Annotated in this window: 14 protein-coding genes; 4 read left to right on the forward strand and 10 right to left on the reverse strand. The window is 49.2% G+C overall.

Annotated elements, in window-relative coordinates:
- Positions 1–276 precede the first annotated feature (276 nt).
- The 7 genes from NYE33_RS27255 to NYE33_RS27285 all read right to left on the reverse strand — a co-directional run bounded on the left by NYE33_RS27255 (position 277) and on the right by NYE33_RS27285 (position 8,834).
- Positions 277–1,875, reverse strand: a complete 1,599-nt coding sequence (locus tag NYE33_RS27255) for a hypothetical protein (protein ID WP_341068361.1) — start codon at positions 1,873–1,875, stop codon at positions 277–279.
- On the reverse strand, positions 1,868–2,581 hold the full coding sequence (locus tag NYE33_RS27260; RefSeq protein ID WP_039308926.1) for an ABC transporter ATP-binding protein: 714 nt from the start codon (positions 2,579–2,581) through the stop codon (positions 1,868–1,870). Before NYE33_RS27260 ends, NYE33_RS27255 begins: the two co-directional genes overlap by 8 nt.
- A 76-nt stretch (positions 2,582–2,657) precedes the next feature.
- The gene (locus tag NYE33_RS27265) at positions 2,658–3,416 is read right to left on the reverse strand and encodes an ABC transporter ATP-binding protein (RefSeq protein ID WP_336101609.1); all 759 of its coding nucleotides are present in this window, start codon (positions 3,414–3,416) and stop codon (positions 2,658–2,660) included.
- 9 nt (positions 3,417–3,425) lie between these two features.
- Positions 3,426–5,744, reverse strand: coding sequence for an ABC transporter permease (locus NYE33_RS27270; RefSeq protein WP_336101598.1), 2,319 nt, complete (start codon positions 5,742–5,744; stop codon positions 3,426–3,428).
- Positions 5,729–7,036: an MFS transporter gene (locus tag NYE33_RS27275; RefSeq protein WP_042136026.1), complete on the reverse strand. Its 1,308-nt coding sequence runs from the start codon at positions 7,034–7,036 to the stop codon at positions 5,729–5,731. The genes NYE33_RS27270 and NYE33_RS27275 overlap by 16 nt, the downstream gene beginning before the upstream one ends.
- Entirely contained in the window at positions 7,020–7,682 is a 663-nt protein-coding gene (locus NYE33_RS27280) for a TetR/AcrR family transcriptional regulator (RefSeq protein WP_042136024.1), read from the reverse strand. Before NYE33_RS27280 ends, NYE33_RS27275 begins: the two co-directional genes overlap by 17 nt.
- A 180-nt stretch (positions 7,683–7,862) precedes the next feature.
- On the reverse strand, positions 7,863–8,834 hold the full coding sequence (locus NYE33_RS27285) for an aldo/keto reductase (RefSeq protein ID WP_042136022.1): 972 nt from the start codon (positions 8,832–8,834) through the stop codon (positions 7,863–7,865).
- Positions 8,835–8,951: 117 nt separating this feature from the next.
- Here NYE33_RS27285 and NYE33_RS27290 point away from each other — a divergent pair, with 117 nt between their 5' ends.
- Complete coding sequence (locus NYE33_RS27290; protein WP_341068364.1) at positions 8,952–9,386, forward strand: MarR family winged helix-turn-helix transcriptional regulator; 435 nt, start codon at positions 8,952–8,954, stop codon at positions 9,384–9,386.
- Positions 9,387–9,498: 112 nt separating this feature from the next.
- Here NYE33_RS27290 and NYE33_RS27295 read toward each other — a convergent pair whose 3' ends face one another.
- From NYE33_RS27295 to NYE33_RS27305, 3 genes are all read right to left on the reverse strand, one after another.
- Positions 9,499–10,362 carry an aldo/keto reductase gene (locus NYE33_RS27295; RefSeq protein ID WP_042136018.1) on the reverse strand — a complete coding sequence of 288 codons (864 nt, stop codon included), beginning with the start codon at positions 10,360–10,362 and terminating at the stop codon, positions 9,499–9,501.
- Positions 10,363–10,405: 43 nt separating this feature from the next.
- Positions 10,406–10,750 (reverse strand): ArsR/SmtB family transcription factor, encoded by a 345-nt coding sequence (locus NYE33_RS27300; protein ID WP_042136016.1) that lies wholly within the window; start codon positions 10,748–10,750, stop codon positions 10,406–10,408.
- 125 nt (positions 10,751–10,875) lie between these two features.
- The gene (locus tag NYE33_RS27305; protein WP_042136014.1) at positions 10,876–11,646 is read right to left on the reverse strand and encodes a hypothetical protein; all 771 of its coding nucleotides are present in this window, start codon (positions 11,644–11,646) and stop codon (positions 10,876–10,878) included.
- Positions 11,647–11,851: 205 nt separating this feature from the next.
- Between NYE33_RS27305 and NYE33_RS27310 the strand changes: the two genes are divergently transcribed.
- From NYE33_RS27310 to NYE33_RS27320, 3 genes are all read left to right on the forward strand, one after another.
- Positions 11,852–12,880 carry an ArsR/SmtB family transcription factor gene (locus tag NYE33_RS27310; protein WP_052421809.1) on the forward strand — a complete coding sequence of 343 codons (1,029 nt, stop codon included), beginning with the start codon at positions 11,852–11,854 and terminating at the stop codon, positions 12,878–12,880.
- Between the two features lie 137 nt (positions 12,881–13,017).
- A complete protein-coding gene (locus tag NYE33_RS27315; RefSeq protein ID WP_042136012.1) occupies positions 13,018–14,004 on the forward strand; it encodes an ABC transporter ATP-binding protein in 987 nt (328 codons plus the stop codon).
- On the forward strand, positions 14,001–14,798 hold the full coding sequence (locus tag NYE33_RS27320) for an ABC transporter permease (RefSeq protein ID WP_340946644.1): 798 nt from the start codon (positions 14,001–14,003) through the stop codon (positions 14,796–14,798). Before NYE33_RS27315 ends, NYE33_RS27320 begins: the two co-directional genes overlap by 4 nt.
- Position 14,799: the final 1 nt, after the last annotated feature.

Below are 14,799 nucleotides of genomic sequence, written 5' to 3' on the forward strand. Positions count from 1 at the left end.
TTGGTGAGCTATTGTCATAGACAGCACAAAGAAACCACTTCTTTAAAAGGTTTAATCCTACTTTAAGAGTGGTTTCTTTTGTATAAAATCGTTTCCCGCTTAAACAGCGGAGAGGACGGAATGATTGTGGAAAAGCGGCAGCGGTCGCCTTTGTCCCCGGATTTTCACCGCTAAGGAGAATCAATAAAATCTGGGGACAACAGCGATTGGAACAACAGTCCGTTCGCGCAGCGTCCACCCAAGTGCTCACGTTGATCCTGCTCAAGACAACAATGGCTACAACCTCAGAAACAACCGTTCCCCGCTAATCCGTATATATCTGTACATCCCGGCGCAGACCGCTGCCATAATAACACCGTAGCCCAGCAAGATGAGATTTCCATTCACCGAACGAAGCAGCATGAACAGCGCGGCCGGAACAACCAGACTGATGAACCCCAGAATCATCGATACCAGCACCGCTGCGCTCTGCTTGATCGCTGTTACCTCACTTGTCCAGTCCAGCTTAGGCAGCTTCAGGTTCACAATAACGCCCAGCATGGCAGAATAACAAGCGTAGATCACCGGGATCACAAGCATTAATATACTTTCCATCCATCCGGTCCGCAGTGTATAGATAAGCAGCACCCAGCTCACGGCAATGACCGGTAGCGTAATGGTGAGATTCACAGCTACTTTGCTGAGTATAATGGCGGGTTTAGAGACGGGCGAGCTTTGTAAAATCCACAAATGATTCCCTTCAAGCGAAATCGAACTCGCCGTAGTGCAGCTCAGAACCACAAATAAAGAAACCACAAGCGGACTCAGCGTGCTCAAATACTCCGATAGTTGCGGAATGTCGAGCACGACCCCAAGCTTCTCTGAGCTGACGAACAATAAGGAAACCGACATAACCAGCAATAGAACCATACCGATGCCTGTGTTCAGCACATAATTGGCTGAGCTGAAATAGCGGCGCAGCTCTTTGAGATACAACGCCTTAAAAGCAGAATTCGCCTGCAGCGGCTTCATGGTATATTTGCTGCCTGAGCGGCTGGTCATAAGGCCTGTATGAATGGCTTTGTACCGGGTTGCCAGCACGGCGGAGAAGAGTACAAATGCAAGGACAGACAGGGCAATGAAGAAGATCAGTGAACTTACTTGGTACGAGCAGACCGCATCGACATACACGGACGCCAGGGGATACAGCTTAAAGATCGCATCACCCAGCCCTGCCCCCATATCAGCAAGCTCCTGCTGGTCTCCATCCAGATTAAATGAACCCAGCATGAAGAGAATAAGGACGGCGAAAGTGAACACTACACTAATCATCTTGCTTGCTCTAAATCTCGAAGACACCCAGCTGATGAGTGCGCCAATGATCGTTGCCGCTATAATCGGCAGCAAGGTGATGAACAAGAGCGTTATTAGAAAGAACAGATAAAACAGCACTCCCGGATTCACTTGTATCGCATACACCGCACCCGCAGGCAGCATAACCAGCAGTGTAAAAAACAGATTCATCACATACAGCTGAAGCACACGGCTCGCCACCACATGACTCGTCTTCACTGGCAGCGACATGATCATATCATAATCCTTATAGCTGAATAATACCCCGCTTGCCTTATAGACCGTGGTGAAGAACCCGACAATCGAGGTAACGGCCATCATAATCGCCAGCAGCAGATCCATCCGCCCCAGCTCTTCAAATGCCATCGCCATCATGAAGCTGTAGCTGAAGGAAAACGCCCCAATCATAAGCACACCGGCCATAATCGTTATGCTGAGCAGCAGCGCCTTGCGTCTCTCTGCAGGGTCTTTCGTATGCAGCGCTTTATTCAGGCCGAAGGTGGACATCAGCTGCAGCTTCGTCAATCTCCAGATATTAATCATTGTCGATCAGCTCCATGAATACTTCCTCAAGGCTGTTCTTGCCCTTCACCTCTTCAGTGCTGCCATGAGCAATGAGCTGGCCTGCCTTAATGATCGCGATCTTATTACAAATCTTCTCTGCCGTATCCAGCACATGCGTCGAGAAGAAGATCGCCCCGCCGCTGCTGCATAGCTCAGCCATGATGGTTTTCAGCGTATGCGCAGCTTTGGGATCCAGGCCTACAAAAGGTTCATCCAGCACCAGCAGCTTCGGCTCATGAATAAGCGCAGAGATAATCGCAAGCTTCTGCTTCATCCCGTGAGAATACGAGGAGATCATATCGCCCAGATTAGCCGTAAGCTGAAAGGCATCGCTGTATTTTTGAATAAGCCGCTCACGGTTGGCCTTGGATACTCGAAATAGATCGCCGATGAAATTCAAATACTGAATGCCGGTAAGATGATCGTACAGATCGGGGTTATCCGGAATATAGGCAATATTCGCCTTGCAGGCTACCGGATCTTTTTTAATGGAGATTCCATCAATTTCTATTTCCCCTTCTTCAAAATCAAGAACACCGACTACAGCGCGGATGGTCGTTGTTTTGCCCGCCCCGTTGTGTCCGATGAAGCCATAGATATCGCCCCGCTCGACCACTAAGCTTAAGTCATCTACCGCCTTCTTCCCGCCCTTATAGCTCTTCGTAAAATGTTTAATCGTCAGCATGTTCTCTCACCTCTTCATTGGTGTCTGCAAATAAATATAATACGTCCAGCCCTCCCTAATCGTTCATTTGCAATCGTTAAATCCCGATCTCCCGCATCTTAGCCGTAATCATCTCCACCCGGCCCTCTATGTCCTTGCCGCTATCTTTCGGCAGACGCATCTCGCTGACGATTCTGCCGTCACACATGAACATAATCCGCTCCGTCCTCGCAGCAATGGTTGCATCATGAGTGACCAGCATGACCGCAGTACCTTCCGCGTTAATTTCAGACAGCAGGTTCATTATGCCCTGAGCCGCTGCCTGGTTAAGCGCACCGGTCGGCTCGTCAGCAAAAATAATGCCCGGGCTGCTCATCAATGCGCGGCATATCCCTGCACGCTGAAGCTGCCCTCCAGAGGCCTGCGTAATATCCCGCTGCGCCAGCTCCGCGATTCCCACCTTCTGCATAAGCTGTCTTGCTTTCTCTGTAATCCCTGCTGCGTTGCGCCTGTTGTCACGCATGGACGGAAGGATAATATTATCCAGGATGTTCAAGTTCTTCATTAGTGTCGGCTGCTGAAACACAAAGCCCATTCCCGTTCTGCGCAGGTCAGCAAGCTCATTCTCCGCAAGTGTCCCCAGATCCCTGCCGTCAAAGGTAACCCGTCCGCCGTCAATCCGCTCCATTCCGCTCAGCGCAAACATCAGCGTCGACTTGCCAGAGCCCGAAGGTCCCATAACCGACACGAACTCCCCTTCTTTAATTTCGATAGACACTCCGTCCAGAACATTACGCTTGTCATCACCGGTGCCGTAATGTTTGGTTATATTTATACCGGTAATCATCTTCTTCATCTCCATAACCTACTCCTTAATATTCCCGGATATTTGAATTCGCCCTGTTCCTGCTGTACCAATAATTGTGGCGATCAGCACTGAGCCTGCCATCATCAGCGGGCATAACACATACGCCGATAGCGGATTGATTACGAACTTGAACGATGAAGCTCCAAACGAGGAAATCAGCACCCCCGCAAGTACCTGCCCGAGCGTGTTTGCCAGCAGTGTGCCGAGAACCATCCCGATAAGCAGCACGAATACCGAACGTGAGAAATACTGTACAGTCAGATCCGAATTTGTAAACCCGAGTGACTTCATGACGGCAATGGAATGCCGGTCCTTGGCCACAAGCATCCGCATAAACAACAGCGTTATCAGTACATTGATGAACAGCATCACGGTAATGGCTACCCGGGAGGCCTTACCGACTGAGCTGATGGTAGAGCCGAAGGTCTGTGTAACATATTCATCAATGCCCGACACCTTCGCATAATTGAAGCGGTCCGCATATTCGGTTACCTTGCTGCCGGTTAGCGACGGATCTGCAAGCTCCGCATAAATAACGGACCACATAACCTCAGCCGATCTCGTAGTGAACACCGCTTTGGCTGTTTTCCCGCCATTGGTCACATCCGAATAAATGCCGCTTACCGTGAGCTCCCTGGCCTCCCCGTCGATCATCAGGCTAAGAGCATCTCCGGTCTTTTTACCCAGTTCATCCGCATTCACAGCGGAGAGGGCAATTTCATGCTCCGCAGCCGGTCTGTTTCCCTGGGAATAAGCCACCGGGAAGATCGAATGATCGCCAAGCTCAACCTTTAACCGTTCCTCCGATCCATCCTCCAGCTTTACCTTGAGAGCCTGCGTTGTCAGCACTGCATAGCGGGAGATGGCTGCATCCTGCTCCATAGCCTGTGCAATCTCTGCCGCCTTCCCGGCAATATTACCGGTCTGCTGAATATCCAGGCGCAGATCACTGTCCCCGATTCCCATGTAGGTGATGAAGCTTTTGGAGGCAATCGTGTTGTAGAGGTTCTGGGGAACAATCATAATAAATGCAGAGATCACGAGTACAGCGAGCATTGTGCCGTATAGACTTTTCCTCGACAGGACATCCTTGACGCCTAGAAAAACATTCGTATTCAGCAGCCGGTTCCCGCTCAGATTGAAACGCTTCGAGCCCGCCGGTTGTTCCTGGGAAGTACCGAAGCGGATGGCTTCTGCGGGGGAAATCTTCCGGAAGCGTGTAAGCACCCTATTCACATAAGCGGTAACCGCAAGGAATACAAGCAGAACACCAATGCCCCCGCAGCCTAAGGCAAGCGCAGAGTTCTCACTCTCCCCCATGTATAACCTGATATTCTCAAGCAGCAGACCTCTGAATACGAACGAAAGCGCGAATCCGAGAATACTGCCCAGCGCCGCCACACCTGCGTATTTCGCAAGATAGATTTTCTTCAGGTCAGATACACGTAATCCGATGGCTTTCATCACACCGATCTCGCGGTAATCACTTTCTATGGTTGCTAGGAGCGTAAAGCGTATACACATAAATGCAATAACAACCACCAGCACGCTTGCCAGGAGGATGACCGCAATCATGAGTCCGTCGGATATGGCATTAAGCATTTTGAATAGCGGATAGGTTAGGGTCGGTCCGTTGGCTTCAAGACCAGCTGCAGTGTAATCTGATTCAAATGCGCCAAGCATGGACAAGTCCTTGAGTCTGAACTCAATCAGATATTCTGTGCTTCCTGAATCCTTAATTTCTGCATAATCATGCTCGCTGACGAGGAATCTCTTGGACGAGGCAAGCAGCGAATTCATCTGTGAATCACGCAAAAAACCTGCTACAGTGAGAGTCTTGCCGGCCACTGCGAGCGAACTCCCAACCTTTGCTGAGCCGTCCTTCATATAGGTAACCGGAACATAGACCTCACCGTCGGCTGCCGTTATCACGTTCCCGTCCAGGTCCAGCAGATAATCAAATTTCCCGCTTTGCGTGCTGAAGCCGTTATCCTGAACGCTGTCCGCAAGCGATTGGCCGTCAATCACAATCCTCGTACCTTCAACATTGAGGAAATCGAGCACCTGAAATTCGTCAACCTTGCTGTTCTGCTCGGCAAAGGCGGTAAACCGCGGCTTATCCAGTTCACCGGAATGCATCTGCATGAAATGCGGTGTACCGGCCTGCTTCATGAGCGTATCAATGGCCCCGGACAGATTAACGACCAGTATCGCAGACAGAGAAACCAGCATTGCTGCGGCAGCCACAAATATCATCGTGGTCAGGGTAATCCCCTTGCTTTTGAGAATATCATTCCGGATTATTCGGTAGTACATATGTCACCTCTGTTCTCAAGGCTTCTAATTGATTTCAAATGATAAATGATGAGCGAGGCTAAGCTTAACAGCAGCCCTGCGATAATAATAAGCAGTCCCATGCCCCGTCCGCTGCCTGTGCCGATGACCTTCCCCACACTGCCTGCAAGCACTCCGCCTGTAACCAGCAATGGAGTGAACACATAATCAGCCAGCACACCGGATAGCGTATAAGCGGCGACAAACCCCAGTTGTGACACCAGTCCAATCAGTGACCAGGCTCTTCCCTGAACGGAATTATCGATGTTGGTGCGAACCAGATAATCCAGGGCTGTGTTCGTGAATGGCAGCATGGCAAAAAAGAGAAATCCTGAAATGCCAAGCAGCACAATATTCTCACGGAGTCCGAAAGCCGCCATACTTATTCCCGAGCAAAAGAGCGACACTGACAGGATTTTGACAAAACCCTTCTTCATCGGCAGCATTCCTATGATCACACTCGACACAAGCATCCCCGAAGCAATAATAGTCTCAAGCGTCCCTAATACCGCACTGTCCGAAAAAGTCAGGATCATCGGCATGGACAGGGTCTCAATGAAACCAATAAAAAATGTCATTACAGAGGTCATAACCACAAGCACGAGCACGCCCCGGTTACCGGAAACAGCTCTCCAGCCGTCTTTGAATTCACGGATAAAGGGTTGTGCCTGCCCGGAGCTCTTCGGGGAAAGACCGCTGCGTACAGCAAGTGTTACAGCAACAGTTACGAAAAATGTGCAGATGTCGATGACCAGCAGCAGCTTCACATCTGAAACAACGAGCAGAAATCCGGCGATGACAGGCGAAATCAGATATTTGGCCGAACCGGCCACCTGAACAAAACCGCTAGCCTTCGTGTATTGCTCCTCGCTGAGCAGATCCGTAACCGTAGCCTTGTAAGCCGGATCAAGCAGCGAGGAGAACGCCGAGCTAATAGTCACTCCTATACAAATCTGCCACAGCTGCGCTTCTCCGTTCAGTAAACAGATTAGAATGAAAATAAGTCCTGTTGCGGAAAGACTGTCGCCCAGTACCATCAGCAGCCTGCGGTCATAGCGGTCCGCCAGCACCCCCGCTAGCGGACTCAACAGCAGCGAAGGCATAAACGCCAGCAAAGTTACCAGTGCCATGGCGGATGCCTGACCGGTCTGCTGAAAAATATAAATCCCCAGCCCGAACGAGGTAAGCCCGCTTCCTATTGCTGAAATCAGCTGCCCTGACCAGAGCAGCAGAAATTTACTGAACCCTTTGCCGGATCTATTCGCCGTCTTCATCTCTGGCTTCCTCTCCGTTACCGAACATCTGCATTACGCTCATCAGACTTCCGCTTTCGGCCCCGAGCAGCCTTTCTACATTCGAAATAAACGCCAGTACCCGTGACATGCGTACCTCATCCGTCATTTCAACCATGTCATCATCAAAAATCGTGTTCGCATAGATCACAACCATTTCCATACATTCATAGGGGTACTGGGTGTTGAATATTCCCTGCTCAATGCCTTCGCAGATAATCGGTGTCAGGATCGGCGGAACACCGCTGATGATCGCTTTTTGAATCTTCTGATGCATAAGCGCGTTCTGCGGCTTGTGAATATGCTCCATGATTTCCGTGCTGCTTCCGTTTCCGCCGCTAATGTTCAATGCCATAACCACGCGGAGAATCCGGTCAATGACAGGTATGCTCTTGTCAGCGGCAATGTGCTGCGCAGCCCCCAGAATATTGGCATTCGTCCGTTCAATCAGCGCATCCATAATATCCTCCTTGGACTTGAAGTGATAATATAGCGTCCCCCGTGCAATCCCGACCTTGCCCAGAATATCGCCCGTGCTGGTTCCGTCAAAGCCCTTCTGGCCGAAAAGCTCTTCCGCTGCGTCAAGAATTTCATTTCTGCGTATTTCGGCTTCTTTTACAATTCTCATAGTTTAGTTCTCCTTAAGTTGTACCGACCGACTGTCTGTCGGTAATTGATTATAGAATAACATGCTTTTGCAGAGCTGTCGCGTTAAAAATGTTACAAACAGGAAAAAAGGGCGCAGCTCCGGCGCCCTTCTTCTTGCAAATATAGCGGGAATCACATTTTAATTAAAACTTCAGGCTGTTTAGATGAATGGATGAGGGATATAAAGTTCTTCCAGGCTTGTGATTTCTTCAGGTGTCAATTGAACAGACAATGCCGAAACCGAATCTTCAAGCTGGCCGATCCTGGTAGACCCGATGACCGGAGCTGTAACCTCCTCCTTATGCAGCAGCCAGGCAAGCGCAATCTGTGCGCGCGGAAGCCCACGGTTCGCAGCAACCTCAGCAACTCTCTGGGCAACCTTGCGGTCCGCTTCCTCCGTTCCGGTGAACATCGCCTTGGCTATCTGGTCTTTCTCTGATCGTTCAGTGAGCTGATCCCAATCCCGGGTTAACCGGCCCGCAGCCAGAGGCAGATAAGGTGTGATCCCTACCCCCTGATCTTTACATAGCGGGAGCATTTCCCTTTCTTCTTCCCGGTAGAGCAGGTTAAGTCTGTTCTCCATAGCAATAAACCTTGTCCAGCCGTTTCGCTCTGCGGTGGACTGCGCCTTCGCAAACTGCCATGCCAGCATGGAGGATGCTCCAAGGTACCTAACCTTGCCAGCCTTTACTAAGTCATGGAGAGCCTCCATCGTCTCCTCAATCGGCGTATTCGGATCATAGCGGTGAATCTGATACAGGTCAATGTAGTCTGTTCCAAGCCGTCGTAGACTGTTATCAATTTCGGTCATTATGGTTTTACGGGAAAGCCCCATTGCATTGGGACCCTTACGCATCGGTACGAACACCTTCGTGGCAATCACCGCTTCGTCCCGGCGGACAAAATCCTTTATGGCCCTTCCGAGAATCTCTTCACTGGTACCATCGGAATACATATTAGCAGTACTGAAAAAATTAATGCCTAATTCGATTGCTCTTTTAATAATCGGTCTGCTGTTCTCTTCATTCAACGACCACGGGGTATTGCCGCGTTCAGGTACCCCGAAGCTCATGGTTCCAAGACTTAACTTCGATACATCCAAGCCGCTTCGTCCAAGCTTCACATATTCCATTGAATAGTCACACTCCTATATGTTTATGAATCTTTAGGTTGACGTATCAACCAACAAACATACAATAGCATCTTGTGGTTGATACGTCAACCGTGCTATGATCCTTCTATGGACAATATGAGCGAATTAAACGAAGATGAAATGCAATTATGGAATATGTGGAAAGGCTCCTTCAAACGTATCTTCGGCCGGGTTGTGAAAGAGATGTCTGAGCATACCGGGCTATCCGAGGGCGATTTCGGAGTATTAGACCGGTTAGTACAATTCGGGGAGGGCAAGCTTCGCCAACAGGAGCTGGCTGACTCTATGGACTGGGATAAAAGCCGGTTATCCCATCATCTGACGCGGATGGAGAAACGGGGTCTCGTACTAAGAAAACCGCTGGACACAGACCGGGGTGTACAAATCATCATTACTTCTGCCGGCCGATCCGCCCTGGAGGCAGCCCTTCCTGTAGTCTCCAAGGCAATACGCAGGCATTTCCTGAGTCAGTTAACCGATCAGGACATGGAGTCGATTGCTTCACTGGCGGAGAGAACGAAAGCACCTTGACTGCTTAAGATACGGCTGCCGCAATACATCATTACGGGTAATTCACGGGAAATTCCAGGCCCACCCCCTCGCGGGCTGGCCTCTTCTCTATGCGCATTGTCTATATGCGGAGTCACCTTGGAATGAATAGCTTCATGAATGTCACGTACACCGGATTAACCATAAGACCTGCCGGGTTTACGGAATATCTCTTCCCCGTGTCCAACCTCCGGATTCGTTCCATTTCCTCCCGATTCAGTGCAAAGTCATAAATTTCGCTATTCTCTTGGATCCTCTGCGGATTGGACGACTTAGGGATAACAATACTCCCCCGCTCCAGATGCCAGCGCAAAATGACCTGCGCAACCGACTTGCGGTGAGCATGAGCGATGGCTGTCAGCTCCGGATGCTCCAGCAGCACCTTGCTTCCCTGCCCGAGCGGCCCCCACGCCTCATGAAGAATCCGGTTCTGAACCATATAGTCATACAATTCGTTCTGTTGGAACTCCGGATGAGTTTCGATCTGATTCACCATCGGCAGGATCCGGGCGTTCTTCTTGAGCTGCTCCAGATGCCGGATACCGAAATTGGCAACACCTATGACTTTGATCCTGCCTTCATCGTACAGCTCCTCCATCGCCTTCCAGGCCTCAACATAATGAGGGCCTGCGAAATGTATCAGATACATATCGAGATACGTTACGTTCAGCTTCCGGCAAGTCTGCTCGAACGCCTTTCTCGTCGCATGATACCCAAGATCCGTCGTCCAGGCTTTGGAGGTAATGAAGAACTCCTCACGGTCAATGCCGCTGTGCAGGATGACCCGGCCCAGTGCCGCTTCATTACCGTATATTTTCGCTGTATCGAAATGGCGGTACCCGCTCCGGATAGCATTCTCTACCGTCTGCTCAAAGGCTTCCCCATTCTTGATCTTATACAGGCCAAACCCCAGTTGGGGAATGTTTACTCCGTTCACCGCTTGAACTGTCTGATTCATTGACGGTCCCCTCCCTTCCTCTTCCGGATTACGGCTCCGATGATTACCTGTCACATTGTGCAAGGGCCTTCTCCAATTCGCTTACTAAGCTTTTCAACAACATCAGCTTGCTTCCGGTGTCCAGACGATAATAGTTACGTGTTCCTACTTTCCGGACGCTAATAATCTGTGCCTCTTTCAGGATTTTCAGATGATGCGAAACGGCCGGACGGGATAAGTGGGTTTCCACCCTTATCTCACCTACACGCATACCGGGATTCTGCGGCCCTTGAAGCAAGGCCATCAGGATGGCCTGCCGGGTCTCATCTCCGACCGCGTTAAGCACCTTGAGCGAGTTCCTAAATTCGGTGGCAAGAGCCGCCACAAGTTCCTGGTCTACGGAAATCATCCCTTTTCATTTAATCGTTTATTTCTTTGGACGGAAATAAGATACCACAAATTCCACCCCGGCTGCATTTCGGGAAAGAAATTCAAGAACCTTTCTTTCCCATAACAGGAAGCAAGTCCGTTACTTTACATTAGCTTGGCCAACCGCCTGATCTCATCACTTAACCTTGGATTGACCGGATACACCTCTTCCAAGAAATCCAGAATGCATAGTGCCGATTCGGGCACATGATCGTATCCCTGAATCATCCCGCCGATAATCTCTGCAAAACGGGGGTATCTCTTCTCCAGCCGTCTTTCATTTCCAAACGGGTCGGGATAATAATCAACCTCGTCCTCCAGCAGATGGAGTACAGACAGAATCCTGTCAATAGCATATCCCTGAATAAACCGCGTAGCGGATAGACGCTCACCTCTTGCATAACGTCCGAGGCCTACGTATAGATTGGTTAAGGCTTCGTTCAAAGGAAAGTCCAGGGAATCCTCCTTCGGAGAAGGGAGGGGTCTTAAAGGTCTGGCGATTGCCGTATTGGCATACAGGGGGTTCTTCCATATCACCCGGCCCTCCGTGTAAGCGGCGTCCGCCAGCTCCGATTCCTCGAATACAGCATATTCCGCGAAAATCCCATCCTCGAACAACACCTTATATCCAAGGTCCGAATTCTTGAAAGCATAGGCAAGAGGCTGTATGGCTTCGAGCCAATCCAACCGGTCGATATATCTCCGGGTCACTCCCGGCTTCACAATAACGAAGAAATCCAAATCTGAGTACTCATCCATCCGTGCCGTCTCGACCCCAACGGAACCAACACCTAATAATAATAGAGCATCGCCCGTACGCTCCAGTGACTTGCCGATTTCGTCCAGCCGCTGCAGCAGCAATTCTGTTCTCCGCATATGAATCCTCCTCTGGTCCGCCAATGCAAAAAGGGCCCAACCCCACTTCTCAGCGAGGTTGAACCCTTAGGTTACATTGCCTTTATTAATCTACCGTAAAGTTATCATGTTTGAATTGTTGCTGTCAAGATATAAGCGCGCACCAGCAATTTGACAAAAGAAGTTTCATCTCTTATGTTGAAATGAGAGTAAAGGGGGATGTCCATTGGCGCTCGAACAGAGTGAGAACAGCATTACTAAGACAGTTATACATACAATCTCTTCTGTAGCGGAAGCTATTGCATTATTATCAAGTTATACCGAGGCTGACCAGCATTCCTATGCACAGCATGAGCATGAGCTGTTGCATCAAGCGTTATCTGCTGAGGCCATTGCCTTTATTACTAACTGGAGAATAAGCAGCCGTTGGGATTTCATGTACCTGTATGAGTTTTTTATTCCGTTTCCCCATTTCAATGATATGGCTTTATTCCTGGATGAAATTTCCGGGCTGTCTGACGAGTCTTATCTATTCTATATTTTTGGCGGGGAAGTGCCACAGCAGCAGATTGCTGAAGCTTTGCTCCATCCGGATACAACTGCTGATTTTGGCCTTAATCCGGCCTCCATGTTTGGCGATAAGCCGGAATTTATAAAGGTCATGTTCACTGATATAAAGCCGATTCGTGTATCCATCAATCTCTTGCTGCAGGAGATAACAACCTCGGCTGTCTTTCAGGAGCACCTGAACACTAAGCAAGGTTTATATGAAGCTGCCATCCAAGAAGCCCAGGCTTTCGGGCTGGAGCCGCTTCACTTGGCGCAAAAGCTGATGGAAAAATCGTTTCGCAGAGTCAGTAACTATCAGACGTTCTACTTCATCCCTTCCTATTTCCTGACTCCCCGTCATATCCGGATATTCGATAATCATACCTGCATCGTTATTTATGGCTGTTATAACACTCCATTGAATACCCTGGAGCGGAGCCTGGAGCTGGAGAAGCAGCTGAAGGCATTATCCGACCGTAACCGCATTATGATTCTGCGAATTCTGCATCAGCACAAGGAGTACGGGGCAAGGCTTGCGAACACACTCGATTTAACGACTGCGACAATCTCGCATCATTTGGAAATATTGAAGCAAGCCGGTCTGATCGTTGAGGAGAAGGTTGGCAACATTAAATATTTCGAGCTTGATCATTCCAGGTTCAACAGGCTGCTGCAAGAGCTGAGTTCATTTGTGCAAATGGAATAGCTGTAAATTAGACGATCACCCGTTAACCGGGTGGTCGTTTTTCATTTCATCATAAAAAATGTACTTGCCTAAAATAGAAATGGGATGGTATTTTAATATTAGACGTTTATCTTATATTATAAAGGTGGTTATCTTACATGAGCATAGAGATCATCCAGGTTCATAATTTGAAGCGGACCTATCAAACCGAGGAAGGCATTTTCAGAAGAAAGCGAAAGGTTGTCGAGGCTCTTCAGGGTATCAGCTTTTCTGTGCGTGAAGGGGAGATTCTCGGGTTATTAGGTCCGAACGGCGCTGGTAAAACAACAACGATAAAAATATTGACCACGCTGCTAACGCCGACATCCGGCGAGGTCCGTATTCTCGGGCTTGACCCTGTGAAGGAATTCAAGAAGCTGCGCTCACAGATCAACTTTATTCTCGGTGGAGAGCGCAATCTGTATTGGCGGTTATCGGCCTATGATAATCTCGCTTATTTTGCAGATTTATATAAAGTCCCCCGCCAGGTGCAGAAGAGCCGGATTCCACAATTGCTGGAGCTGGTAGGTTTGACCGGAGTTGCCCACCGCAGAGTCGAAACCTTCTCCAAGGGCATGAAGCAAAAGCTGCAGATTGCCCGCGGTCTGGTGAATGAGCCGAGAATTCTGTTCCTGGATGAACCGACGATCGGGCTTGACCCGGTGAGCGCAAGGCAGCTGCGTGATATTCTGCATCATTTAAAGCGGCAAGGTACGACGATTCTGCTCACTACGCATTACATGCCTGAAGCGGATGAGCTCTGCGACCGGATAGCTTTTATAGATAAAGGGCTGATTTCTGTACTGGACACTCCAGAGGAGCTTAAGAAGCGAATCGATCAAATTTCCGTTGTAACCTGCAGCATCACTGAATTTACGGAGGAGGAACAGGCGATAATCACGGCGCATCCGGCAACCCTCCATCTGCAAATTGATCAGCCGGAGCAGCTGCAGCGATTGCGATTGCGAATTCAAACCCGACTTCCCCAAGAGCTCATCATGGAGCTGTATCATATTGCAGGCCCGGTAAGAATGGCGAATTTGTCGATTACAACGCCTACTTTAGAGGATGTCTATATTCAAATATTAGGCGGGGATGCCTCATGAGTTACACCCTTACACCGGATCTGAGATCCTTACTCCATACGATTAAAGTACATATGAAGCTCTCGCTCGCCCGTCCAATGTTCCAGTTTATTATCTTCCTGATGCCATTCCTGTTCTCGACCATAGCGATATTGGTATATGGAAATTCCTCTGCGGAGCAAATTTTTAAGTATGTTGTGCTGGGCTCCGGGTTCATTACCCTTTGGTCCTCCATCGTATTCTCTTCCGCCAGTGATGTTAACCGTGAGAAGTACTATGGAACTTTAGAGCTGTTGTTCACAGCCCCTACCCCATTCGGGCTTACGCTGGCCGGCAAAATTATTGCCAACACTCTATGGGGAATATTATCCATACTGATTTCTTATTTTTATTTAATCGTCATTTACCGCGTTCCAGTGATTATCGGGCATCCGTTGCAATTCATACTTGCTTACCTATTTGTCCTATGCGCACTGTCGGTCTTCTCCTTCTTTCTGGCCATGTCTTTTACGCTGTCCCGTCAGGCTTATGCCCTGATGAACATGCTGGAATATCCGGTGTATCTCATATGCGGTTTTATGTTTCCGGTCTCCGTACTTCCAGACTGGGTCAAGCCTTTATCCTGGGTGCTGCCCCCTACTTGGGCCATTGAATTACTAAGAATCATTAGCAGGAAGGATATGAAACAGGATGAGCTTGTTGTTGCTTGGGGAGTACTGCTGCTGTTAACCGTCTTTTATCTCGTTATTTCTCTTGCCTACTACCGGCTTGTAGAGAAACGAGCCAGAATAAATGGAAATTTAGGGGTGTTCTAAA

This window comes from Paenibacillus sp. FSL R10-2199 (genome assembly GCF_038000235.1).
In the GTDB taxonomy this organism is placed as follows: Bacteria; Bacillota; Bacilli; order Paenibacillales; family Paenibacillaceae; genus Paenibacillus_AQ; species Paenibacillus_AQ phytohabitans.

Bases quoted from the DNA above. Each gene is read 5' to 3' on its own strand.
- NYE33_RS27300 (WP_042136016.1), bottom strand. From the start codon at position 10,750: ATGATTTCCGTAGACCAGGAACTTGTGGCGGCTCTTGCCACCGAATTT.
- NYE33_RS27270 (WP_336101598.1), bottom strand. From the start codon at position 5,744: ATGTACTACCGAATAATCCGGAATGATATTCTCAAAAGCAAGGGGATT.
- NYE33_RS27305 (WP_042136014.1), bottom strand. From the start codon at position 11,646: ATGCGGAGAACAGAATTGCTGCTGCAGCGGCTGGACGAAATCGGCAAG.
- NYE33_RS27255 (WP_341068361.1), bottom strand. From the start codon at position 1,875: ATGATTAATATCTGGAGATTGACGAAGCTGCAGCTGATGTCCACCTTC.
- NYE33_RS27285 (WP_042136022.1), bottom strand. From the start codon at position 8,834: ATGGAATATGTGAAGCTTGGACGAAGCGGCTTGGATGTATCGAAGTTA.
- NYE33_RS27315 (WP_042136012.1), top strand. From the start codon at position 13,018: ATGAGCATAGAGATCATCCAGGTTCATAATTTGAAGCGGACCTATCAA.
- NYE33_RS27295 (WP_042136018.1), bottom strand. From the start codon at position 10,362: ATGAATCAGACAGTTCAAGCGGTGAACGGAGTAAACATTCCCCAACTG.
- NYE33_RS27320 (WP_340946644.1), top strand. From the start codon at position 14,001: ATGAGTTACACCCTTACACCGGATCTGAGATCCTTACTCCATACGATT.
- NYE33_RS27280 (WP_042136024.1), bottom strand. From the start codon at position 7,682: ATGAGAATTGTAAAAGAAGCCGAAATACGCAGAAATGAAATTCTTGAC.
- NYE33_RS27290 (WP_341068364.1), top strand. From the start codon at position 8,952: ATGAGCGAATTAAACGAAGATGAAATGCAATTATGGAATATGTGGAAA.
- NYE33_RS27260 (WP_039308926.1), bottom strand. From the start codon at position 2,581: ATGCTGACGATTAAACATTTTACGAAGAGCTATAAGGGCGGGAAGAAG.
- NYE33_RS27265 (WP_336101609.1), bottom strand. From the start codon at position 3,416: ATGAAGAAGATGATTACCGGTATAAATATAACCAAACATTACGGCACC.
- NYE33_RS27275 (WP_042136026.1), bottom strand. From the start codon at position 7,036: ATGAAGACGGCGAATAGATCCGGCAAAGGGTTCAGTAAATTTCTGCTG.